The sequence below is a fragment of the Pantoea sp. PvP021 genome (assembly GCF_054056055.1).
Window position 1 is genome coordinate 171,252 of the sequence record NZ_JBSRXX010000002.1, and the last position, 20,953, is coordinate 192,204.

Annotated in this window: 23 protein-coding genes and 1 riboswitch; of the genes, 7 read left to right on the forward strand and 16 right to left on the reverse strand. The window is 52.1% G+C overall.

The genetic code is table 11. The annotated features are described in order from the left end of the window. The first annotated feature begins 36 nt into the window (after positions 1-36). Positions 37-450: an ASCH domain-containing protein gene (locus ACVKSX_RS09890; RefSeq protein ID WP_010247476.1), complete on the forward strand. Its 414-nt coding sequence runs from the start codon at positions 37-39 to the stop codon at positions 448-450. 9 nt (positions 451-459) lie between these two features. Here ACVKSX_RS09890 and ACVKSX_RS09895 read toward each other — a convergent pair whose 3' ends face one another. The 8 genes from ACVKSX_RS09895 to ACVKSX_RS09930 form a co-directional block, all read right to left on the reverse strand. After that, entirely contained in the window at positions 460-1,428 is a 969-nt protein-coding gene (locus ACVKSX_RS09895) for a HesA/MoeB/ThiF family protein (RefSeq protein ID WP_045140169.1), read from the reverse strand. 9 nt (positions 1,429-1,437) lie between these two features. Next, positions 1,438-2,196 carry a thiazole synthase gene (locus ACVKSX_RS09900; RefSeq protein ID WP_010247482.1) on the reverse strand — a complete coding sequence of 253 codons (759 nt, stop codon included), beginning with the start codon at positions 2,194-2,196 and terminating at the stop codon, positions 1,438-1,440. A 2-nt stretch (positions 2,197-2,198) separates the two neighbouring features. After that, positions 2,199-2,396, reverse strand: a complete 198-nt coding sequence (gene thiS / locus ACVKSX_RS09905) for a sulfur carrier protein ThiS (RefSeq protein ID WP_010247485.1) — start codon at positions 2,394-2,396, stop codon at positions 2,199-2,201. After that, positions 2,386-3,324 (reverse strand): FAD-dependent oxidoreductase, encoded by a 939-nt coding sequence (locus ACVKSX_RS09910; RefSeq protein ID WP_010247489.1) that lies wholly within the window; start codon positions 3,322-3,324, stop codon positions 2,386-2,388. The genes thiS and ACVKSX_RS09910 overlap by 11 nt, the downstream gene beginning before the upstream one ends. Before the next feature lie 131 nt (positions 3,325-3,455). After that, positions 3,456-3,575: riboswitch (TPP riboswitch) on the reverse strand. Positions 3,576-3,638: 63 nt separating this feature from the next. Continuing rightward, positions 3,639-4,184, reverse strand: a complete 546-nt coding sequence (locus ACVKSX_RS09915; protein WP_307382035.1) for a cysteine hydrolase family protein — start codon at positions 4,182-4,184, stop codon at positions 3,639-3,641. A gap of 244 nt (positions 4,185-4,428) precedes the next feature. After that, the gene (locus ACVKSX_RS09920; RefSeq protein WP_010247494.1) at positions 4,429-4,743 is read right to left on the reverse strand and encodes an ArsR/SmtB family transcription factor; all 315 of its coding nucleotides are present in this window, start codon (positions 4,741-4,743) and stop codon (positions 4,429-4,431) included. A 16-nt stretch (positions 4,744-4,759) separates the two neighbouring features. Further along, complete coding sequence (locus ACVKSX_RS09925) at positions 4,760-5,878, reverse strand: alkene reductase (RefSeq protein ID WP_307382032.1); 1,119 nt, start codon at positions 5,876-5,878, stop codon at positions 4,760-4,762. A 268-nt stretch (positions 5,879-6,146) separates the two neighbouring features. Continuing rightward, the gene (locus ACVKSX_RS09930; RefSeq protein WP_354438734.1) at positions 6,147-7,034 is read right to left on the reverse strand and encodes a hypothetical protein; all 888 of its coding nucleotides are present in this window, start codon (positions 7,032-7,034) and stop codon (positions 6,147-6,149) included. Positions 7,035-7,308: 274 nt separating this feature from the next. Between ACVKSX_RS09930 and ACVKSX_RS09935 the strand changes: the two genes are divergently transcribed. After that, a complete protein-coding gene (locus ACVKSX_RS09935; protein ID WP_307382027.1) occupies positions 7,309-7,863 on the forward strand; it encodes a P-loop NTPase family protein in 555 nt (184 codons plus the stop codon). A gap of 89 nt (positions 7,864-7,952) precedes the next feature. Here the strand turns inward: ACVKSX_RS09935 and ACVKSX_RS09940 are convergent, their stop codons facing one another. The 3 genes from ACVKSX_RS09940 to ACVKSX_RS09950 form a co-directional block, all read right to left on the reverse strand. Next, positions 7,953-8,381 carry a GFA family protein gene (locus ACVKSX_RS09940; RefSeq protein WP_010670717.1) on the reverse strand — a complete coding sequence of 143 codons (429 nt, stop codon included), beginning with the start codon at positions 8,379-8,381 and terminating at the stop codon, positions 7,953-7,955. A gap of 185 nt (positions 8,382-8,566) precedes the next feature. Continuing rightward, positions 8,567-9,196 carry a LysE family translocator gene (locus tag ACVKSX_RS09945; RefSeq protein WP_045140173.1) on the reverse strand — a complete coding sequence of 210 codons (630 nt, stop codon included), beginning with the start codon at positions 9,194-9,196 and terminating at the stop codon, positions 8,567-8,569. A gap of 187 nt (positions 9,197-9,383) precedes the next feature. Next, positions 9,384-9,893, reverse strand: a complete 510-nt coding sequence (locus ACVKSX_RS09950) for a GNAT family N-acetyltransferase (RefSeq protein ID WP_167430008.1) — start codon at positions 9,891-9,893, stop codon at positions 9,384-9,386. Between the two features lie 63 nt (positions 9,894-9,956). Here ACVKSX_RS09950 and ACVKSX_RS09955 point away from each other — a divergent pair, with 63 nt between their 5' ends. After that, positions 9,957-10,535, forward strand: coding sequence for a helix-turn-helix domain-containing protein (locus tag ACVKSX_RS09955; protein WP_010247513.1), 579 nt, complete (start codon positions 9,957-9,959; stop codon positions 10,533-10,535). Between the two features lie 127 nt (positions 10,536-10,662). Here the strand turns inward: ACVKSX_RS09955 and ACVKSX_RS09960 are convergent, their stop codons facing one another. The 3 genes from ACVKSX_RS09960 to ACVKSX_RS09970 all read right to left on the reverse strand — a co-directional run bounded on the left by ACVKSX_RS09960 (position 10,663) and on the right by ACVKSX_RS09970 (position 14,602). Continuing rightward, entirely contained in the window at positions 10,663-11,694 is a 1,032-nt protein-coding gene (locus ACVKSX_RS09960; protein ID WP_010670701.1) for a methionine synthase, read from the reverse strand. A 27-nt stretch (positions 11,695-11,721) separates the two neighbouring features. Continuing rightward, positions 11,722-12,702, reverse strand: a complete 981-nt coding sequence (locus ACVKSX_RS09965; protein WP_033786847.1) for a DUF1852 domain-containing protein — start codon at positions 12,700-12,702, stop codon at positions 11,722-11,724. A 514-nt stretch (positions 12,703-13,216) separates the two neighbouring features. Continuing rightward, entirely contained in the window at positions 13,217-14,602 is a 1,386-nt protein-coding gene (locus tag ACVKSX_RS09970; protein WP_022624681.1) for an amidohydrolase family protein, read from the reverse strand. Positions 14,603-14,732: 130 nt separating this feature from the next. Here ACVKSX_RS09970 and ACVKSX_RS09975 point away from each other — a divergent pair, with 130 nt between their 5' ends. Next, positions 14,733-15,617 (forward strand): LysR family transcriptional regulator, encoded by an 885-nt coding sequence (locus tag ACVKSX_RS09975; protein WP_045140178.1) that lies wholly within the window; start codon positions 14,733-14,735, stop codon positions 15,615-15,617. Between the two features lie 308 nt (positions 15,618-15,925). Then, the gene (locus ACVKSX_RS09980; protein WP_010670689.1) at positions 15,926-16,396 is read left to right on the forward strand and encodes a DUF1203 domain-containing protein; all 471 of its coding nucleotides are present in this window, start codon (positions 15,926-15,928) and stop codon (positions 16,394-16,396) included. 152 nt (positions 16,397-16,548) lie between these two features. Here the strand turns inward: ACVKSX_RS09980 and ACVKSX_RS09985 are convergent, their stop codons facing one another. Further along, entirely contained in the window at positions 16,549-17,424 is an 876-nt protein-coding gene (locus ACVKSX_RS09985; protein WP_064690706.1) for a LysR family transcriptional regulator, read from the reverse strand. Positions 17,425-17,524: 100 nt separating this feature from the next. On the opposite strand from ACVKSX_RS09985, the gene ACVKSX_RS09990 reads away from it, so the two are divergent. After that, entirely contained in the window at positions 17,525-18,499 is a 975-nt protein-coding gene (locus tag ACVKSX_RS09990) for a nitrilase family protein (protein ID WP_163763495.1), read from the forward strand. Between the two features lie 490 nt (positions 18,500-18,989). Here ACVKSX_RS09990 and ACVKSX_RS09995 read toward each other — a convergent pair whose 3' ends face one another. Then, positions 18,990-19,463 carry an Lrp/AsnC family transcriptional regulator gene (locus ACVKSX_RS09995; protein ID WP_010259098.1) on the reverse strand — a complete coding sequence of 158 codons (474 nt, stop codon included), beginning with the start codon at positions 19,461-19,463 and terminating at the stop codon, positions 18,990-18,992. A gap of 472 nt (positions 19,464-19,935) precedes the next feature. On the opposite strand from ACVKSX_RS09995, the gene ACVKSX_RS10000 reads away from it, so the two are divergent. Further along, the gene (locus ACVKSX_RS10000) at positions 19,936-20,562 is read left to right on the forward strand and encodes a LysE family translocator (RefSeq protein WP_354438729.1); all 627 of its coding nucleotides are present in this window, start codon (positions 19,936-19,938) and stop codon (positions 20,560-20,562) included. Positions 20,563-20,953 lie beyond the last annotated feature (391 nt).

The following is a 20,953-nucleotide window of genomic DNA, read 5'->3' on the forward strand; positions in this document are numbered from 1 at the left end:
CCGGGCCCACACGCCTAATTCATTGAGGATTTGCTGATGACGATGACGCTGCAACAACTGCAGGACAAATATCCGGGTGCCTTCACAGATGCATTTGGTGACTCCCCGGAATTAGCCAGCGAGCTCGCAACGCTGATTATTGCCGGTAAGAAAGTGGCCACCTGCGGGTCGTTGCGGAGCTGGCAGGATCAGGAAGCATTGCCTCAACCGGGCGGTTACAGCATTGTTCTCAACGGCGAACAGCAGCCCGTCTGCGTGATCCGCACCACCGGCTTGTTCCTGACGCGCTTTGATCGCGTCACGCCAGAGATGGCGATGCTGGAGGGTGAAGGCGATCTGAGCCTCGACCACTGGCGTCAGGAACATCAGCGCTACTTCGAGCGTGAAGGCTATTTTCACAGCGAAATGGAGCTGATCTTCGAGACGTTCCAGCTGGTCGAGGTGGTCTAAACCGGCACGCTACAGCGTGTTTGCCGCCACCAGCGCAAGCCGCGCAATCCCCCGCGCGGCAAGGTTCTCAGCCGCCTGGGCTGCGCGCATGCCACTGGCACACACCAGTACCACACGCTGATTGACCGGCGGTTGCCAGGCCGCTATCTGCTGCGGCAGAATTCGCACCACCCGCTCGGCCACACTGACCGGTGCCTCTTCCAGGCTGCGCAACTCCACTATGCAATCATCCTCCATCAGCATGGCCCGATCGATAAAGGGCGTGCCGGGCGCGTCAGGTTCAGGTGCGTCATCAAAACGAAACTGCCTGATATGCCAGTCAACAAAGTCACAGTGGATCATGCAGCCGAGCGGCGATGGCGTTAGTTTTAACAATACGCTCAGCGCCATCTGTGCCTGCATTGCGCCCAGCGTCGCTACCGCCGGTCCCATTACGCCTGCCGTATTGCAGTTACCCGAGGCCGTGGGCAGCTGCGGGAACAGCGCGCGATAGCCAGGCGCACCGCCACAGAATCCGCCAACATAGCCTTTGCGTCCCAGCACCGAGGCGCAGATCAGCGGCAGGCCTGCCGGATAACAGACATCGGAGAGCTGATAAGTAATAGCGAAGTTATCCGCCGCATCCACCACCAGATCGATTCCCTCCAGCGCCTGCGGCAGTTGACTGGCGCTTAGCGCGTGTGGATGCGCCTCAACGTGGCAGTCAGGATTGCGCTGCGCCAGCGCACGCTGAGCGCAAAATACTTTCTGCTGGCCCACATCGTCGACGCCAAACAGCGTCTGCCGGTGGAGGTTGTGCAGTTCAACCCGATCGCCATCGTAAAGACGGATAAATCCCACACCCGCGCCTGCCAGTAACGGCAGCAGCGTCGCACTAAGCCCGCCCGCCCCCACCACCAGCACCTTTGCCCTGCTCAGCCGCTGCTGCCCCGCTTCACCAATCTCTGGCAACATCGTCTGTCGCTGATAACGCTCCATCGCTGCTCCTTAACTGAATTGTGCCAGACCAAAAATAGGCGTAGAGGCAGACGCCATGTCGCGCTGCTCCATCAATCCCGCCTGAAACGCTTCGTGTCCGCCGTGGATCGCAGCAGCAAAGGCACCGGCCATGCGCACCGGATCGCGCGCTTTTGCCACCGCCGTGTTGAGCAGCACGCCATCAAAACCCATCTCCATCGCCTGAGCCGCCTGGCCAGGTGCGCCAATGCCCGCATCAATAATCAACGGCACATCTTTAAACCACGCACGCATAGCGCGCAGCCCCTCGATATTACGCAGCCCCTGGCCGGAGCCGATCGGCGCGCCCCAGGGCATCAGCACTTCACAGCCCGCTTCCAGCAATTTTTCGCCGACAATCAGATCTTCCGTAGTGTAGGGAAACACCTGGAACCCGTCAGCGCAGAGAATCCGTGCGGCCTCAACCAGGGCAAAAGGATCGGGCTGCAGCGTGTCGGCATGGCCAATCACCTCCAGCTTGATCCACGGTGTGTCGAACAGTTCACGCGCCATCTGCGCCGTCGTCACCGCCTCTTTCACCGTGTGGCAGCCTGCCGTATTCGGCAGAATACGTTTGTTGAGCTGTTGCAGCAGCGTGCGGAAAGCGCCGCCTTCACTGCCTTCCCGCCGCAGGCTGACGGTAATAATCTCCGCGCCTGACGCGTTGATCGCCTGATGCAGAATGTCCGGTGACGGATAACCGGCCGTGCCGAGCAGAAATCGGGATTGCGGAGTAAATTGATAGAACATGGTTAACCTCCCTGCATCGGTGACAGGATTTCGAGCTGGTTGCCCGCCTCAAGTTGCTGGCTGGCATAGCGGCTACGCGGTACAAACTCCCCGTTCAGCGCGGTGGCGACGGTCCGCGGATCGATCTGCTGCTCCGCCATAAGCTCCGCCAGCGTCGTTGCGCCGGTTTCAATCGTGCGTCCATTCAGTTCAACGCGCATGAGTTATCTCCTGAGTCAGTTGCAGCATAAGTTTTTCAGCCATGATCGGGGCCAGCAAAAAGCCGTGGCGGTACAGGCCGTTAAGTGAGAAACGGCCATTTTCGTAGCGGACTTCCGGCAGGTTCTGCCGGTAAGCAGGACGCAGACCGGTGCCGCTCTCCACGATCCGCGCTTCGGCAAGCGCCGGATGCAGGCTGTAAGCGGCGCTGAGCAATTCCATCATCGCCCGGGCGCTGATCGGGCTGCTGTCGTGGCTTTCCACCATGGTGGCTCCCAGCATGAAGTGGCCCCCGGCACGCGGCACCAGATAGCAGGGAAAGCGCGGGTGCAGCAGCCGGACAGGACGGGAGAGTTGTACGTCGGATGTGTGCAGGATCACCATTTCGCCCCGCACGGCGCGCAGGGCGGGCTGCCGATCGGTGGCGTGGATGCCACGGCAGTCGATGATTTTGCCGCCGGGTTTACCGCTGTGAAAGGGGACGCCAGCCTGTTGCAGTTTGTCGCGCAGTTGCTGCAAGGCGCGGCGCGGATCGAGATGCGCCTCTGCGGCGAAAAACAGGCCGCGGGCAAAGCGGTTTTCCAGTGCGGGTTCAATGTCACCGGGAGAGACCCACTGATGCTGCTGCGTCATGCTGGCGAAGCGCGTCAGTTCGCGGCTGTCACGCGGCGGAGCAACCACCAGCGTGCCCTGCTGTTCCACGCCATCAACGCGTTTCGCCCACCAGCTGGCCGCGTGCTGGCCCCATTCGATCACCTGTGGCGGTGCGCTTTCTGCTTCACACCAGGGCGCGAGCATGCCGCCCGCCCAGTGCGAGGCCGCACGGCAGTCAGGCTGAGTAATAACTTCGACCGTTTCTCCCCGCTCCAGCAGCAGCGTGGCGACACAAAGCCCGGCAACGCCGCTGCCGAGCACCGACCAGCGGCTCATGGTGTCCACCGGACAGGAAAAGAAAGATTCAGGATGAGATTTTTCAATTTGGCCTCGTTATCCGTTAACGAAGACCCGTGATACAGAGGGAAAAGGCAGGAACGTTGCGAATGCGCCCCTGCGGCAAGTATCTGATGAGATACCCGTCTTCCTACGCCAGTATCAACTGGGTCAGGTTCTAAGGGTCGCTAAGCCGCGCGGTGCGCTATTAGCCTCTCAGTCTCTCTGGCGAGACTCCCCTGACGGGTTTAGTTGTAAGTTAAGCAGACAGCTTCGTCAAGCAGACTGCATGGAACCGGGTCAGAAAATCGGACTTAACCGGCAGAACCGAAATGCCAGTCAGTTGCGGTTGCCAGCGTCACAAAGGGGCCCGCCAGCGTCTGGTTGTGATGCGCAATAATCTTCTCCGCAGAGAGGTAGGGATTATCGACGGTGGTGTGCGCATCGGAAATCAGTACGACGTTAAAACCCAGCTCCGGGGCTGCCCGACAGGTAGTATCAACGCAGAACTCCGTTTTCATCCCCGCAATCACCAGTTGCTTAATGCCCTTTTGCCTCAGCTGAAGCTGCAGGCCAGTATCCCTGAAACAGCTGGGATATCTTTTGGTGAAGACGACATCACTCTGCGGGTTAACCTGCAATTCCGGGATCAGGCGCGTCAGCGGGCTTTGCTCATTAAAAGGGGAATCATCAGGGCCGATATGGCGTGCGAAAAAGAGGGGGACGGCAGAAGCCCGAGCTTTAGTAATGAGAAGTGAGATGGTCGACAAGATCGAATTTGCGGCGAAGGGAGCCTCGGGACCATTAAAAAGGCCATGCTGCATGTCGATAATTAAAAGTGCACTTTCAGATGTAACCATGACGTGTCTCCATTCAGTTTTAAGAACGGAGAACAGCTCCCCGTCCGGTTCGGCGGGGAGTGAGAATCAGTTGTGTCAGGTGCCTGTCACAGAGTCGCTCACGCCGCCGCCAGAGGCGGTGGTGGTGACGGTTGTGAAAGACAGAACTGACATAAACATTTTCTGACCCTGAGTTAATGCGTTCGGTGAAGTCACCCTCAGAAGGATGGCGCTGACATCTACATTACCCTGTACGCCGTCGCTTTTAAAGCGCCTGCAGCGATTGGGTTACCGCATCGGTTATTTCACGAATGCGCGGTTCGGCGCGGCGATAGTAAGTCCATTTCCCGACTTTGCTGGCTTCAACCAGCCCCGCATTGTGAAGTGCTTTCAGGCATAACGAGGTGGCGGGCTGTGATAAGCCCGCCTTGTCCTGTATGAGGCTGGCACAGACGCCATACTGATCGAAGGGATAGAGCTGGGTATAGCCCGCAAACGCTTCGTCAGGATTTTTAAGCCACTTCAGCACTGCCACTCTGGTCGGGTTGGACAGTAACTTCAGGGCATTTTCGGGGGACATGCCGCCTCACAGAATATCAGGATGGATAAAATGGATAGTCAGTATAGCCTTTCTCAGTGCCGCCATACAGGGAGGCGTGATCGACCTCATTCAGCGGATATCCTGATTTAATCCGCGCGGGCAAATCGGGATTAGCGATAAATGAGCGGCCAAAACCAAACAGATCGCCCCAGCCTTTTTCCAGCACATGCTGCGCTTTTTCAGCCGTGTAGCGACCCGAGTAGATGATCGGAGAGCGGAATGTTTCCCGCAGCGCGACACGGAAGCTCTCTGGCATCTCCGGGCTGTTGTCCCAGTCGGCTTCAGCAATGGAGAGATAGCCAACTTCCAGCTCGTTCAGCAGGGCTGCTGCGCGGATGTAGGTCGCGTGTGGATCACTTTCAACCAGACCGAGATAGACGCGCTCTTCGTCGGTACTGGTAAACAGAGGCGCAAATCTGACGCCAACGCGGTGGCTGCCAAATACCGAGCTGACCGCCTCAACGACTTCTCGCAGGAAGCGCAGACGATTCTCAGCAGAGCCGCCATATTCATCCGTACGGAAGTTGGTGTGCTCAGAAATAAACTGGTTAATCAGATACCCGTTGGCGGAATGCAGTTCCACACCGTCGAAACCGGCCGCTTTGGCATTCTCCGCCGCGCGTCGGTAAAGCTCTACAATCTCTTTAACTTCCGATGTAGTCAGTGCGCGTGGCTCGCTGGGTGCGGTCAATATGCCGGCGTCGGGTCCGGTTTCAATAAATACCCGGACGTTATCGGCTGCGATGGCTGAAGGGGCAACGGGTGCCTGCTTGCCCGGCTGCAGTTCATTATGCGACACGCGGCCAACATGCCAGAGCTGGCAGAAAATCGTGGCCCCTTGCTGATGTACTGCCTCTGTAACCTTTTTCCAGCCTGCGATCTGCGCTTCGCTGTGGATCCCCGGCGTCCATGCATAGCCCTGCCCGCGAGGCTCAATCTGGGTGCCTTCGGTGATCATCAGTCCCGCGCTGGAACGCTGGCGGTAGTACTCCACCATCATCTCGCCGGGAATGTTGCCCGGTTGTTCACTGCGGCAACGCGTCAGTGGCGGCAGTACAATGCGGTTACGAAGCTGAAGGTCGCCCAGACTCAAGGGGGTAAAAAGTGACGGCATGACAAAAAATCCTCTGATGTGTGAAGAGGCGACATTATATTTACACATTTAAATTTGTAAATGTGTAATCTGTGCTTTTTGTCCAGGGCGGTATCGGTGGTTTCTGGCAGAGGGTCACTATCAGGGTGGAGTGCTGACAGCGCGTGGGATTAACAGTCTCTCAGCGCAGCGCCTGACTGCGTAACGTCAGGAGGAGATCCTGCAGACGCCGCTTTCAGGCAAATTGCTTCGCCGGGACGGAGGTGCTGCCTGCAGGATCATAAGAACATTAAGAAGCGTATTTTTCAGTGAACGCCTGCCACTGCTGGCGATAAACCTCCAGTTGACTGAGTGCGCCATCAATCGAGGGCTGTGCTTTGTTGTCAGGATTCGGCGTGGCACGAATCAAATCGGCAAAGGTGCTGAAGACAGAGTCCATATCACGGCCCGACTTCATGGCTTCCATCATCCCGGCCAGCTCCACCTGTGGCCGTGCGGTTGCGCTCATAACCTGGCTTAGATAGTCACGTGCGCTCTCCTGCATGTCGCGTGTTCCATGACGTATGGCTAACGCCAGCGTATCCTGTGCTCCCAGCAACGTCTGACGTTCACGAATGGCGACTTTGACGCTTATCATCTCATCAGCAATCTTATTCGCCTGCTTCTGGTTATCGCCGGAGACATATTTTTCTATCAGTTTATGGAGCTTAGACTGCGTCAGGGTCAGCGCCATGGCTTCCGAGGTATCCGAATTATCATACTGATTACGGCCCACACGGCCTTCAGCCAGCACCTCATGGAGTGCAGCGGCAAACTCATCCATAGCGGTCTGCGTATTAGCAGCCGTCATACTCAGAAGCGGAGTAAATGTTCTGGCGTCCCAGCTGGTGTAAGGATCGTTGAATAACGCATATCCGAGGTTAACGGACGGTCCCTGACCGGATGACTTTGTCTTTGCCAGTTCCTCTGAATTTTTAGCCTGCTGCTCTGCCGTAATGGGCTCAGCGATAGCCTGCACCAGGCGCGCTCTTGCCTCGGATGAGATCACCACCACACTGGCAGGTAATTCTTTTCCGGTAATAGTTTCTTTAGTCGTGTTCTCAGATCTGTTTGTTACGGTGAGCGTGGCTAAATATCCTCTTGCCACCTCTGTTGTCACGCCATTGATTAACCCCATAATGCCCTCTACGGTTTGATTGGTTGAACAATTTATCGGCAAAATGTAACCAATCTTTACCGAAATCTTATTGCTGCCTGGGTTAAGACGTCTCAGGGCAAGTCTGGCTATCATCGCCGCTGCGGCCTGACTTTGATCCAGAAAAGGTTCAGAATCCCCAGGCTGACCAGCCAACGGCTCCCGGCAGCGTTTCAGACTTTACGGAATGCACAGGAAAGTTTCAGAGCAGTACGCATTTATCCATTTCAGACAGGGTTAATTCAGAGGAAACGTTGTGAATAGTGCACTTCCATTAGACGCGCTTGGGCCACGCATTTGTATTATGGGTCCATCGAACAGCGGAAAATCGACCTTAGCTGAGGCCATTGCTCGCAAAACAGATCTACCAGCAGTTCATCTGGATCAGCTTCACCATATTCAGGACAGTCAATGGGTGCCCAGAGCACCGGCAGAATTTCTTCGTTTGCATGCTGAGGCGGTGAGTCAGGAAAGATGGGTGATGGAGGGTAATTACACCAAATGCATTGAAGAACGATTCGCGCGTGCCACAGGCTTAATTCTGCTGGATGTAAAAGTGACAGTGGCACTTCTGCGCTACATTCGCAGATGTTATTCATCCACGCCGCGTATTGGCGGCCTGGGGATGGGCAGAGAGCCGATGAGCATGGAGATGCTGAAATATATTATCCGTACTGCCCCGCAAAATCGAAAGCGCCATAAAAAGCTTTACGACCAGGTCAGACTGCCAAAACTTCTGCTTCCTTCTCCCCGCGATGTTAAAGCCTGTTCTGACTACTGGGGATTACAGCTAACGAATAATGATCGATGAATACAGGCTGCCGGAATAACGTCTGTTTTCCGTTAATAGGGTCGCTTTGACTCAGTAACTTTTTGAATAACAAAGAAGCATCACTGCCATCAATCAAAAAGCATTAAGCTCGTCAGAAGAGAGTCCAGCGATTCTACCGGCCCGGCATGATTTGTCTCGGAACGGATTGTGTCCCAGGGCATGGCGTCATCAGTACAATAATCACCAGTGCACTGCATATCGGCAGGCTCACTGAGTAAACCAACCGGAAGCCAGATATAAGGCCTGCCACGCAACCGGTTAGGCACTGTGGAGCCACAGCTGGCGCAAAAATCGTTGCGATAACCGGTGGGTTTGCGCCATGACGCGATCTGGCTCTCACCAGAAACCCAGCTAAAGTCACTCTCTTTTACGATCGTTGCCAGGTTATAGCCGGTTCCGCTCTGTTTTCTGCACAAAGAACAGTGACAACGGTAATAGCGCGTGGGGGTTACTGATATTTCGAAAGCAACGGTTTCACACAGACATGCGCCTTTCATTTCATCATCCTGTTCACTCAGATTCCTGGTTTGTCTGACTACTTGCCTGATCATAGTGGTGTTAAAGTAAGGGGCTGCAGAAGCGCTACCGGCTCCCTGTCACTTTAATGCCGCTCCGGCTCATTGCATGATCTTTTGCGGATTTGAGCCAGAAGCGGATAACCCCTCGTACACCTTCATCAGTATTAACTGCGGCTGAATACCAGTTTCAGCCCTGCCAGCGCAAAGCAGCAGGCTAATAGCGCATCGAGTCCGCGGCGAATGCGACGGTAAAATGCGCTCATCACAGCGGTTGAGAACAGCAGAGCATAGCCGCCGAACACAACCACGCAAATCACCGCACAGCCGCAGATGATTATCGGCAGCGTGGCGGCGATCACATCCGGCTTCAGTGCAAACGACATAATGGCCACCCAGGTAAGAATCGCTTTGGGGTTGCCGATATGCATCAGTATCCCCTGACGAAACAGTCTGCCATACGCGACCCGCTCATCGCTGGCTTTAAAATCGCTGGCCTCAGTGCGGCGTAACGCAGATTTGCCGGCTTTAAACGCCAGCCATAACAGATATAACCCTCCGCCAATTTTTAACACGATCAGCAACTGAGCGAAGGTTGCCAGCACGGTCAGCACACCGCAGGCGGCCAGCAGCGCCCAGAGCATCGAACCACTCACGACACCCGCAGCCAACGCCAGTGCGGCACCCCTGCCCTTTTTCATTGCCGTTCCCATTATCGCCATATTACTTGGCCCGGGACTGGCTGTAGCGACAAAGTAGGTGGTGAAGATCAGGATTAATTCGTGCGAAAGCGCCATGATATCCTCTGCGATGGATTGTTATTAATCTGTTATATCGGCTGACGTGCAAATTTGCTATCCCCTGGTTCGTTGCGGCTTCGTTTCTCGCTTTAAACGGTCTGCAGCAATCAAACGTTTTCCAGAGATAGCGGGCTGTTTGGCGAGGGTCGGCAGCAGCATCAATGGATTCGCTTTAAGGGACAACTCAGGGTCGTTTACGGTCATCCAGACGCAACTGCAAAAATGTCAAATCCAGCCAGCGTCCAAACTTAGTTCCAACCTCCGTCATTCTGCCAGACTCAATAAATCCCAGTTTTTTATGCAGGGCAATGGATGCCGCGTTTTCCGATTCAATCGCCGCCACCATAACGTGCTTCCCGGCTTCGCGAGCAAGCTGGATAAGCCCCTGCATCAGGGCGGCACCCGCGCCTTTACCTCGTGCATCTTTATGAACATAAACCGAATGCTCAACCGTATGACGATATCCGTCCCAGGGACGCCAGTCACCATAAGAGGCATATCCCAGCACGGTATCATCTTTGTCTGTCGCCACAATCACAGGAAAACCGGCCTGCTGGCGGCTGTTTATCCACGTGATGCGGTTAGCCACATCAATACGATTTTCATTCCAGATGGCTGTGGTGTTAAGCACCGCATCGTTATAAATCTCTGCGATGATTTCAGCATCGCTTTCTACAGCCGCACGGATAATCATGGTGGACACCCCTTTGCTCACTCACTAAAGTAGATGAATTGTTCACTATGATAGTTATCCATTATGTTAGATAAAAAGTCCAGCAAAGAAGACAGCCTGAACTTCCGCATCGGTCAGAAGGTAAAAGAGGAAAGGGAAAAACGCGGCTGGTCACTTACCGAGCTGGCTGATAACTCAGGCGTTTCACGGGCGATGATCCATAAGATTGAGCGTGGGGAGAGCAGCCCGACGGCGGTTCTGTTAGCGCGTCTCTCAGGCTCGTTTGATATGACCATCTCTCAGCTGCTTGCTCAGACCGAAGTGCAAACCGGGACGCTGGTCAGGCATGAAAATCAGCCGGTGTGGCAGGATCCGGAAACCGGCTATCTGCGTCGCCACGTTTCACCGGGCGAGATGCCGGTCGATCTGGTCAGTGTCGAACTGCCGGCAAATACCGCTGTGCCGATGCCGGCAATCTCCTATGTTTCAAGACGCCAGCTGATATGGGTAATTGAAGGAACTCTTACTTTTGAAGCAGGTTCCAGCACCTATGAGATGGCTGCTGGCGACTGTCTGGAACTGGGCGATCCGGCTGACTGCGTGTTCAGAAATAAAACGACTCAGGGCTGTCGATATGCCGTTATCGTACTCCGGCCTGCCTGAGCAGGCAGAGGGCATAAATCCCTGAGTAAATCGGCCATTGGCAGAGGGATGATTGTCACTCAGTCCAGCTATTGATCGCCTTTCAGGAATCAAATCGCCAGCCGGACTGAATCTGCTCAGGGAAAGATTATTTCCCCAGAATCTCTCTGCGGACAATCTCAGCGCCAGCACTTAACGCATGCAGTTTGCCATTAGCAACCTGACGCGGCAGTGGAATCATGCCGCAGTTGGTTGAAGGATAGAGATTTTCAGCATCCACAAACTGCAGCGCTTTGCGGAGCGTATTCGCCACTTCTTCAGGTGTCTCAATGGTATGGGTTGCCACGTCGATGGCACCGACCATGACTTTTTTACCGCGAATCAGCTCGATCAGATCCATCGGAACCCGCGAGTTCTGACACTCCAGTGAGACAATATCGATAGCTGAACGCTGTAATTTAGGGAAGACCTCTTCGTACTGACGCCACTCTGTACCCAGAGTTTTCTTCCAGTCTGTATTCGCTTTAATGCCGTAGCCGTAGCAGATATGAACCGCGGTTTCACACTTCAGACCTTCGATGGCGCGCTCTAACGCGGCGATGCCCCAGTCGTTCACCTCATCGAAAAAGACGTTAAACGCAGGCTCATCAAACTGAATAATATCCACGCCAGCGGCTTCTAATTCTTTGGCTTCCTGATTCAGAATCTTTGCGAATTCCCAGGCCAGCTTTTCTCGGCTTTTATAGTGATTGTCATAAAGGGTATCGATCATCGTCATCGGACCCGGCAACGCCCACTTAATAGGACGATCGGTCAGCTTACGCAGGATTTTCGCATCTTCAACAAACACGGGCTTCTGACGTGAGACTTCACCCACCACGGTCGGGACGCTCGCATCATAGCGATTACGGATTCGAACCACTTCACGCTTTTCAAAATCCACACCGCTGAGGTGTTCAATAAACGTCGTCACGAAGTGCTGACGGGTCTGCTCGCCATCACTGACGATATCAATACCGGCCCGAACCTGATCGTCCAGACACAGACGCAACGCATCTCTTTTGCCGTCGACTAACTCTTCATCCTGCAGTTTCCAGGGTGACCAGAGCACCTCTGGCTGCGCAATCCAGGAGGGTTTAGGCAAGCTGCCAGCAGTAGATGTCGGTAATAAGGTTTTCATAGCAGGTGACCTTCTATATTTAATTAATCAAAGAACGAATTCAGCAGACCATTGCGCAAGAAGTGTCTGATTCGGCTTAATAAAATGCGTCTCAGTAAACTTACCCTGTTCGACGGCCAGGCGGCTGCGTTCTTCGCGATCGTAAACAATCCGGGTTAACGAATAATCCTGATGCTGCAGCGTGGGCTGATAGCACTGTCCCGCCGCAGAATTCGCGTTGTAAATTTCAGGGCGATAGATCTTCTGGAAGGTTTCCATGGTGCTGATGGTGCTGATCAGCTCAAGATTGGTGTAATCGCTGAGCAGGTCACCGTGGAAATAGAAAGCCAGCGGCGCAACACTGCCCTGCGGCATGAAGAAACGCACTTTCAGACCCATTTTTCCGAAATAGAAATCAGTCAGGGAAGGTTCATCCTGCTGATATTCAATGCCCAATACCGGATGCTGATTACCGGTGCGCACGTAGGTGTTTTTGCTCGATACACTCAGGCAGATAACCGGCGATTTACTGAAGTTCTCTTTATAGACCGCTGAGTTCACGAAACTTTTGAAAATGTTGCCATGCAGCTGACCAAAATCATCCGGCAGGCTGAATTCAGTCTGACCTTTGTTATGTTCTGACAGAACAACGCTGAAATCATAATCACGCACATAGGAAGAGAAGTTATTGCCGACAATCCCCTCGGTGCGCTCACCGGTTTTATGATCCACGATATGCGTTTTTAAAATCTCAATCGCCGGGAACGATTCGTCGCTGCTTCCGGGACGAAGATTCAGCTCAGCAGAAATAATCTCAAGTTCAACTGAGTAGCGGTCGCCCTTTGGATTGTCCCAGTGCGCCAGAGAGTTGAAACGATTGTCGATCATCACCAGGGCGTTGTGCAGGTTTTCCTGACGTTTTTCGCCGCGCGCTAAATTAGCGAAGTTAGTCGTCGCCCGCGTATTTTTCGAAGGATTATAGTTTTCGTCGAAACGAATGCGCTTGAGGGTAAAGGCTAAGTTGTTCATCGCTATCGGGTATCCTGGTCGCTGATATGCGTTGTTGCATTTAAGGGTTATCCAGCGTGGCTATCCCTTTACAACTATTCATATGACTCAAAGTTATTAACAATTCTTACTTTATGCCTCAACACCCGGTTGAAAAAAAGTGATTAAATTTCAACGAACATGAAGGGAATTCATGTTGAGGTATTTAAGCGGGGAAATTTTCATGAGGCAGCGAGTCTTTTAACACCTGATGTAAAATCCGGGTGTAAAAAGCCTCGCACTAAGGGGGGTATGCGTTGTACCTGATAAAACAAAGCGTAAGAGTCTCACGCAGAGACTATCTTAATCAATCGCGACATTATCCGTAGTGCGCCAGCGTACGTAAAACAGGCTGGCCAGTTTCAGGCGGAGATTTTCGCTGATGTTGCCGGTCGACGCGGAACGCTGCACGGTTGCGTAAAATCAGTATTCCCCACCATAAATACTGCCGGACCCGCTATCACTGGCAAGGTCAGACTGGGCAGCAGTCTGCCTGCTACAGCGCCAGGAAGGTGTCAGCAAAAATGTCAGGCTGGTAGCCAGAGGCGGTAAACAGGTGCTCACGCGAATTATCAATGGCAGTACGCAGTCGCGCTCTGTCTACGCCCAGTACCTTACCGTTCTGTTTGACGATGCGTCCGCCGATCATGACGGTGTCGATGTTGCTACGCTCTGCGGCATGAACCACCGTGCCAAAGGCATTGCCGGACGGGTAGAGGTTGAGGTCGCGGGTGTTAATCAGAATCAGATCAGCCTGTTTGCCTGGCGTCAGACTGCCCACTTTATCCTGCAGACCTGCACAGCCCGCGCCATCAAGAGTCGCGGCTTTAAGGAGTTGTGCCGCCGGAAGCGTTTTCAGCGCATGTTCAGAATTGCAGCACTGCTGCTGGTGCATGCCCATCACCCGCTGCAGGTAAAAAGCCACACGCATCTCCATAAACATGTCGGTGCTGTATGAGGTTTCGTTGTCAACGCTCAGGCCCGGGTTGATGCCATGGCGCTGCGCGGCCTCCATAGCGAACATCCCGCTTTCGATACCATAGTGCGAATCAGAGCGCGGGCAGACGTTTACCCGGACACCGGCTTCGCGCAGAATTTTCCACCCTTCGTCAGGCAGCGCTGTGCAGTGATTAAAAATATTGTCCGGACCCAGCAGCCCCTGCTGATGCAGTGATTTAAGTTCAGCCCCCATCTCCGCACCAAAGAACTCAGTGACAATCGACAGTCCCAGCCTGCGGGCCTCGGTCCACAACTCTGGCTCCAGCTGGGCCATGACCGCAAGAGTAACCAGGCTTTCAGGGCTTTTGGTGAAATACTTCTCCTGCAGGCGCTGCCAGTTACCCGGCCAGTGCGCTTTATCCCATTCGCCTGCTACCGGTGCGCCGGAGGCATGGATTGCGCGAATACCGGAATCAAGCAGGGCCTCGACGGCGGCATCGGAATGCGCTGCGGTACGGCTGTTGTGCGAATTATCAATCATCGTGGTGATGCCAGCGTCAATAGCACCCAGCGCCGTCAGCAGGTTACCGACGTAGATATCGGCAGGACGATAATATTTAGCGAACGAGAAGTGCGTGGCATCGCTGTAGTCGTCCAGACAGGTAGCATTTGGGTTAATTCGGCGCAGTTGTCCTTCCCATGCGTGACGATGAGAATCGACCATTCCCGGCATGGCAATCATATTGGTCGCATCCATGACATGCGCATCCGGCGCATCCAGTTTCGGGCCTACGGCGGTAATTGTTGAACCGTTGATAAGAATATCACCGCGTTCAATGTTACCGACGTGCTCATCAATGCTCAGTATCGTCGCGCCACGAATTAACGTTACCTGTGAAGTGACATTCTGTTTGTTAACAATATTTCTGATGTAGTCGGTCATTAAACCTGCCTCTTTCCTGATGAATAGGGAAACGATACGCCACGCCATTACCCCGAAAAAGATGCTTAAAATGTTTTCATCATTCATAATTCTCGAATAATAAAATGCACCTCCGGCGGGGAGCCAGAGAATGGACCGAATCCAGGCTATGCAGATTTTTACGCGGGTCGCTGAAGCCGGAAGCTTTGTGCGCGCGGCAGAAACATTGTCACTGCCCGCTTCCACCGTCACCAGCACGATTAAAACACTGGAGAAATATCTGCAGGTGCGTCTGCTTAACCGGACGACAAGGCGCGTCAGCCTCACTCCTGAAGGCTTGCAGTATCTGGCGCAGTGCCGGGAGATCCTGTCGTTGATTGAACACACCGAATCCAGCCTGACCGAATCTGTCAGGCGCCCCCAGGGAAGGCTGCGGGTGGATATGCCTGGCGGGATCGCCCATTTTATCGTTATGCCGAAACTGAAAGATTTTCACCGGCGCTATCCGGATATTTACCTGATGATTGGGGTCAGTGACCGACAGGTTAATCTTGTTCACGATGGCGTAGATTGCGTCATCAGAACCGGGGAATTAACGGACTCCACGCTGGTTTCCCGTCCGCTTGGCCGGTTTCGTTGGGTGACCTGCGCCTCTAAAGACTATCTCAGCGAGTACGGTGTCCCTGAGACGCCTGAAGCGTTGGCACAGCATCGGGCGATCCATTACTTTTCCAGCACGGGAAGACGGACGAATGAACTGCGTTTCACGCGTGGCACTGAAAGCATCTCCGTCCCGGTAAATGGAGATGCAGCCGTTAACGAAACGGGCCTCTATATCAAAATGTGTCTTGATGGCTTCGGACTGGCACAGCTTGCTGAGAATGTGATCGCTGAGCATCTTCAGCAAGGCAGGCTGATCGAGGTTCTGGCCGACTGGCAGCCGTCCTCAGTGCCGGTGACAATGCTCTATCCGCATCAGCGTTTTCTCTCTCCCGCCGTGCGCGCGTTTGCGGAGTGGATGGACGAAATCATCTGATAATGGTGATTCTGAAGTTCATGGCTGCACACGCCTTAAGCGGCCGAGTCAATGTCCGGTTAACAATCCGCTACCCTGCCTGTAGCGGTATAAACCGTGAGCAAAAACAGAAACCGCTAAAATTAAGTTTGCCGGGCTACTCAGGTGCACGCATTTTTATCAGCTCTGTTTCTCTACAATCGGCATCGACTCCTGAATTTCGTTTAACAACATCACTGATATTTCCCTGACCGATAACGGCGAGTTTCTCCTCACAGTATTCGATAACGTCATTATTCGCGGTGTTACGATGAAAAGAGAGGGATACTATGAAATATAAAATTTCCGGCCTGAACGCCGGGCAATTTGCTCATCTTTTTGGACAGAGCGATGAATATCTGAAAAAACACCATGCAGTACGACAAACGGTAGAGTGCTATCCGGGTTATCCCGACAGAATCTCATTGTGCGATATCCCCGTTGGAGAAAGCGCCCTCCTGATTAATCACATCTATCAGCCTGCCGACACGCCCTATTTTGGTACTCATGCAATCTATATATGGGAGGGATGCACCCGGCAAGGCATTTACATCAATGAATTACCTGAAGTCCTGCTAAGCAGAACGCTGTCATTAAGGGCCTATGACGGAAAGCATTTTTTAAAAGAGGCGGATATAGCTGAGGGGAAATTTGCTGAAAATCTCATCGGCCATTTTTTTGCCGATCCTCAGATTAGTTATATCCAGATACATAATGCGAAACGGGGATGCTATTCCTGCTGTGCAGAACGTTTTGAATGACGGTTTGTATTGATAAGCCCTATCCGCAACAGGAAATTATTCGTTGCCAGGGTTCCTTGGTGTCATCCCCCTGTTCTGAAGAGGGTGCTAAGAATTATGTCAGTAATCCTGCCCTATCCAATATGGTAAAAGGAGTGCCTGTTTCTGGAGGGTCAGACGTCATGAAGCGCGATACCCTTTTTAATACTGGCAATAAAATTATCACGGATTATATCCTCGTGGTTCGCGTTCCAGGCAATGCCAACTTTCCAGCTTATTGACTCACCGGTTAACGGAATAATAACCAGCTCCGGCGGTGCAATATGCATAACACTGTATGGCACAAGGGCAACACCCGTGCCCGCGATGACCAGCGCGACAATAGTTTGTATATCATCACTCAATTGAGTAGATGATATGAAAAGCGCGTTGTCATGAAGAAAGCGGTCAATTTGCGCATTTAAACCCCGTCCTCGCCCGGCATGAAGTCGCAACAGAGGGCGTTTCTTCAGCCAGTCATCAGCAGGCAATGACGGTGAACTTGCAGGCGCAATCAAAACCAATCGATCGGTAAACAATGGCAGGTAATCCAGCGCTACAGGAGGCGGAACTCTGACAAAACCGATCTGGAGCTCATCATTTTGCAAAAGTTCGTACTGCTGGAAGGAAGGAAGATCTGTCAATGACATCTCTATCCCCGGACACTCCCGACGAAATTCTGCCATACAGCGTGGTGCAAGGTAAAAACTTGAGAGACCGAACCCCACGGCTAAATGCCCTTCAATCCCTTTTGAAACCCGCTCTGCATGATGCATAAATAATCGGGTTTGCCTGACCACTTTTTCAGCCTCTGGCAGCAGACATCTGCCACCGCTCGTGAGTGTGGCTCCATGACGCCCCCGCGTAAACAGTGACGTTTCCACCAGGGACTCAAGGAGATTAATCTGCTTGGTCAATGCAGGTTGCGAAATAAACAACGCCCGTGCCGCGTCAGCATAATTTCTTTTTTCAGCCAGCATCAAAAAGGCCTTAAGCAAGCGGATGTTCATTTTTACATTCCAAAAGGTTATCGAAACCGGAAATGTTTTGATTATACAGTTATCAGCAATGGTTATGTAATTCAGTTTCGATTACTACCGGAGAAGTACCATGAGCAAACATACATCCTTAAAAGCTGCCACAGTGCAATTTCAGCATCAGGCAAATAACAAAAATTATAATCTGCTGATAATGGAGAAATTTATTGAACAGGCAGCGATTGAGCAGGTGAAAATCCTCACATTCCCGGAAATGTGTATTACCGGCTACTGGCATGTACCCAAACTCACCTCGGCTAAGGTAACTGCTCTCGCCGAGCCGATCGAGGGGAGTCCTTCCCTTACATTGATTCGTTCCCTGGCGATGAAACATCAAATGCTGATTGGCGCCGGGCTTATCGAAAGAGCCGATGATGGCCGCCTCTATAATGCGTATGTTGCCTGTATGCCGGACGGCTCAATGCACACTCATCGCAAACTCCACGCTTTTGAACATCCGTCAATCAGCAGCGGTGACCGCTTTACCGTTTTTGAAACGCCCTGGGGAGTAAAAGTAGGTATCCTCATTTGCTGGGACAATAATCTGGTAGAAAATGTGCGTGCAACGGCATTGCTGGGTGCAGATATTCTTCTCGCGCCACATCAGACAGGCGGTACCGATTCCCGCAGTCCTTATGCGATGAAACCCATTCCGCTGACGCTCTGGGCGGAGCGGGAAACGCGAAGGGAAGAAATTACTGCTGCATTCAAAGGGGCAAATGGTCGGGAATGGCTGATGAGATGGCTGCCCGCTCGTGCGCATGACAACGGATTATTTATTCTCTTCAGTAACGGCGTAGGTGCAGATGATGATGAGGTGCGCACAGGTAATGCAATGATCCTGGATCCTTATGGAAGAATCATTAATGAAACCTGGGCAGCGGAAGATTTTATGGTGAGCGCTGACCTTGATTTGAGTCTGCTTGCAATGAGTACCGGACGTCGCTGGATCCATGGTCGCCGTCCTGATTTATACCATATTCTGACACAACCGCAGGGCTACGAACGTGATGCGATTAGCGCCCGATTTTCTGATGAGACGCCTTAAATAGGCTCGGCGACTGAAATCATCCAGTCGCGAGAAAGAATGTCAGGGCGCGGCATCGTGAAAACCCCGCCCTGACATTAAAGCTTAAACTACACCGGCAAATCCCGTTACAACGGTTATCGTCACGGTAAAGCATGGACTTTATGGCTGGGGGAAGATTGATGGCATAATTTCATGTAAATAAGCGTCTCTTTTAAGCTGACACAGTCTGAAGATAAGCTATGAATTAAAGTTTAAGCCGCTGGCTGCTCCGTTTTGAAAGGCACTATTGGTCGTTATCAACAATCAAGTCATCACAAATACTCGTGTTGTTAAAGCAGAAAAATGAGGAGAGTCAGCACGCTCGCTAACGCTATGCCACTATTAACTTGTGTAAGATCATGCCGGATAACAGTTTTGTGCGATGAATAACGCAGGTAGCGTGCCTGATCATTAAATCCGCTCTATGCGGAATTGATAATCAGTCACTGGGCATCACGGCAGCGATAGACTACTCAGAGATTTTCTTAATAGGATAACTAACGAGTGGTTTGATCTCTTTAAGCACAAACATACTCTGCATTTCTTTAATTCCTGGCAATCTGCGTACCACTGACATTGCAAAATCAGCATAGGAGTCCAGATCTGAAGCCACAACCTGTAGCAGAAAGTCAGCATCCCCACCTATGCTATAACAGGCAACCACATCCTCCAGGGCAGTCACTTCCTCTTCAAATTTTCTGGCCTCCGCTTCGCTATGGCTGTCAATGACGACCCGAATGAAAACCATTACTCCCAGCCCAATTTTCTTGCGGTCAAGAACAGCACGATAGCCCTGAATCACTTTATCTTCCTCGAGCTTACGAACTTTGCGCCAGCAGGGAGATGCTGAAATGTTTATCTTCTCCGCCAGCACCTGGTTAGTTACCCGGGCATCGTCCTGTAAAATTTCGAGAATTTTCATATCTGTCGAACTGAGCGTCATAAGGGGAAATTCCTTTCTTTATGGAGGCGGTTTAGGGTTACTTTTACCTAAAAACAGGCATTAAGTAAATAATATAGGTAACAATTTTCCGCTTTCCTGCTGCATAATATCTTTACTTTTCCAGCCTGTTATTACAAACAATATAAGGGAAAACTGAATCCTGATTTAATGCATATGGTCCAATTTAATTTAAAGAATGCCGGGAGCTGATCATCTCTTGAAGAGAGGATCGGATAAAGCACTGCGCGCACATGAAAATTAAACTTGTCATCTGCGTAGTTAAATTAATGCAGCAATATCCGCTTTGGAATAATCGAACCTGCACTTTCAACGTTAAACCAACTGATAAAAAGGATGCACATCTTTCAGCCTTAATTAAGCTTTTTATATGACAACCATCGCTCAGAACCAGGCATTTTTGAACAACTAACTCTGTTCCCTTTTACCGAAGTGCATTTCAACAGGAATAACTATGTCAGGAACTACTGAAATACTATCTTATATTGCTGCACTCGGTTTAGCTGCTGCAATTCCGGGTCCGGGGATGACTGCATTAGTCGCTCGCAGCGTGAGTGGGGGCGCAATAACAGGCTTTACGATGCTGGCCGGTCTCATTCTCGGAGATTTGATTTATTTATCTGTGGCGGTATTTGGTCTGGCGGTGATCGCTCATACCTTTACCTCTCTCTTTACGCTGATTAACTGGGCTACCTCACTCTTTCTATGCCTGCTGGCATGGCAGTTCTGGTGCCACCAGCCTCAGGCAATAAATATCGATCAAAAAGCAACAAAACGAGAACTGGCATCAGCCTGGTTTTCAGGACTGACCATAACGCTTGGCAACCCTAAAACCATCGCTTTCTATCTGGCTATACTGCCTCTGGTTATCTCTCTCGATAATGTATCTTTTCAGATGTGGGGAGGACTGCTGGTTCCGCTTACCGTATTAGTCCTTTTGAGTGTGGGAGCCGTTTTTATTTTTGCAGCCCTCAGAATACGCCATCTCCTGACCAGCGCTAAAGCGCAACGACTCCTTTTCCGTTCAGCCGGTACCATCATGATGCTGGCCGCGGCTGGAATGGTGGTAAAGACTCTTTAGCTTTCATTACCACCTCCTCTGCCTCAGGAAAAGGGGGCCGGTCTCGTGGTCTTGATAGAAAATGATCAAGCTCTGGCCTGTTTATCAGGCAATAAGCAATAAATAGTAAAAGTGATTCCAGCCAGAAAAGCCTGAGCGTCAAAAGCAGCTATCTTCTGATAGCTGCTTTTTTGCCTTTCAGATATCCCATTTTTTACTGCTTATGTTCCTGCTTCAACGTTTCCTGACTATCCACCAGGACCGCATTAGCGGCTAACCCTGTACTTCACATCTATAATTCAGTGACTCAGGCCCATGCGCCCGATCCGGCTAGCCGATTAATCAGTTTGGGGGTGGCTGGACATCGTAGTGTCAGCGATACATCGATATTCACTCCCCTGATGATGCCGGC

What these genes read in the sequence shown, in the direction of transcription:
- ACVKSX_RS09960 (WP_010670701.1), bottom strand. Translation starts at nt 11,694, where the DNA reads ATGAAAACCTTATTACCGACATCTACTGCTGGCAGCTTGCCTAAACCC.
- ACVKSX_RS09945 (WP_045140173.1), bottom strand. Translation starts at nt 9,196, where the DNA reads ATGGCGCTTTCGCACGAATTAATCCTGATCTTCACCACCTACTTTGTC.
- ACVKSX_RS09955 (WP_010247513.1), top strand. Translation starts at nt 9,957, where the DNA reads ATGTTAGATAAAAAGTCCAGCAAAGAAGACAGCCTGAACTTCCGCATC.
- ACVKSX_RS09985 (WP_064690706.1), bottom strand. Translation starts at nt 17,424, where the DNA reads ATGAACATCCGCTTGCTTAAGGCCTTTTTGATGCTGGCTGAAAAAAGA.
- ACVKSX_RS09930 (WP_354438734.1), bottom strand. Translation starts at nt 7,034, where the DNA reads ATGGGGTTAATCAATGGCGTGACAACAGAGGTGGCAAGAGGATATTTA.
- ACVKSX_RS09890 (WP_010247476.1), top strand. Translation starts at nt 37, where the DNA reads ATGACGATGACGCTGCAACAACTGCAGGACAAATATCCGGGTGCCTTC.
- ACVKSX_RS09995 (WP_010259098.1), bottom strand. Translation starts at nt 19,463, where the DNA reads ATGACGCTCAGTTCGACAGATATGAAAATTCTCGAAATTTTACAGGAC.
- thiS (WP_010247485.1), bottom strand. Translation starts at nt 2,396, where the DNA reads ATGCGCGTTGAACTGAATGGACGCACGATTGAAACCGGCGCAACGACG.
- ACVKSX_RS09910 (WP_010247489.1), bottom strand. Translation starts at nt 3,324, where the DNA reads ATGAGCCGCTGGTCGGTGCTCGGCAGCGGCGTTGCCGGGCTTTGTGTC.
- ACVKSX_RS09940 (WP_010670717.1), bottom strand. Translation starts at nt 8,381, where the DNA reads ATGAAAGGCGCATGTCTGTGTGAAACCGTTGCTTTCGAAATATCAGTA.
- ACVKSX_RS09990 (WP_163763495.1), top strand. Translation starts at nt 17,525, where the DNA reads ATGAGCAAACATACATCCTTAAAAGCTGCCACAGTGCAATTTCAGCAT.
- ACVKSX_RS09920 (WP_010247494.1), bottom strand. Translation starts at nt 4,743, where the DNA reads ATGTCCCCCGAAAATGCCCTGAAGTTACTGTCCAACCCGACCAGAGTG.
- ACVKSX_RS10000 (WP_354438729.1), top strand. Translation starts at nt 19,936, where the DNA reads ATGTCAGGAACTACTGAAATACTATCTTATATTGCTGCACTCGGTTTA.
- ACVKSX_RS09895 (WP_045140169.1), bottom strand. Translation starts at nt 1,428, where the DNA reads ATGGAGCGTTATCAGCGACAGACGATGTTGCCAGAGATTGGTGAAGCG.
- ACVKSX_RS09900 (WP_010247482.1), bottom strand. Translation starts at nt 2,196, where the DNA reads ATGTTCTATCAATTTACTCCGCAATCCCGATTTCTGCTCGGCACGGCC.
- ACVKSX_RS09980 (WP_010670689.1), top strand. Translation starts at nt 15,926, where the DNA reads ATGAAATATAAAATTTCCGGCCTGAACGCCGGGCAATTTGCTCATCTT.
- ACVKSX_RS09925 (WP_307382032.1), bottom strand. Translation starts at nt 5,878, where the DNA reads ATGCCGTCACTTTTTACCCCCTTGAGTCTGGGCGACCTTCAGCTTCGT.
- ACVKSX_RS09970 (WP_022624681.1), bottom strand. Translation starts at nt 14,602, where the DNA reads ATGACCGACTACATCAGAAATATTGTTAACAAACAGAATGTCACTTCA.
- ACVKSX_RS09915 (WP_307382035.1), bottom strand. Translation starts at nt 4,184, where the DNA reads ATGGTTACATCTGAAAGTGCACTTTTAATTATCGACATGCAGCATGGC.
- ACVKSX_RS09950 (WP_167430008.1), bottom strand. Translation starts at nt 9,893, where the DNA reads ATGATTATCCGTGCGGCTGTAGAAAGCGATGCTGAAATCATCGCAGAG.
- ACVKSX_RS09965 (WP_033786847.1), bottom strand. Translation starts at nt 12,702, where the DNA reads ATGAACAACTTAGCCTTTACCCTCAAGCGCATTCGTTTCGACGAAAAC.
- ACVKSX_RS09975 (WP_045140178.1), top strand. Translation starts at nt 14,733, where the DNA reads ATGGACCGAATCCAGGCTATGCAGATTTTTACGCGGGTCGCTGAAGCC.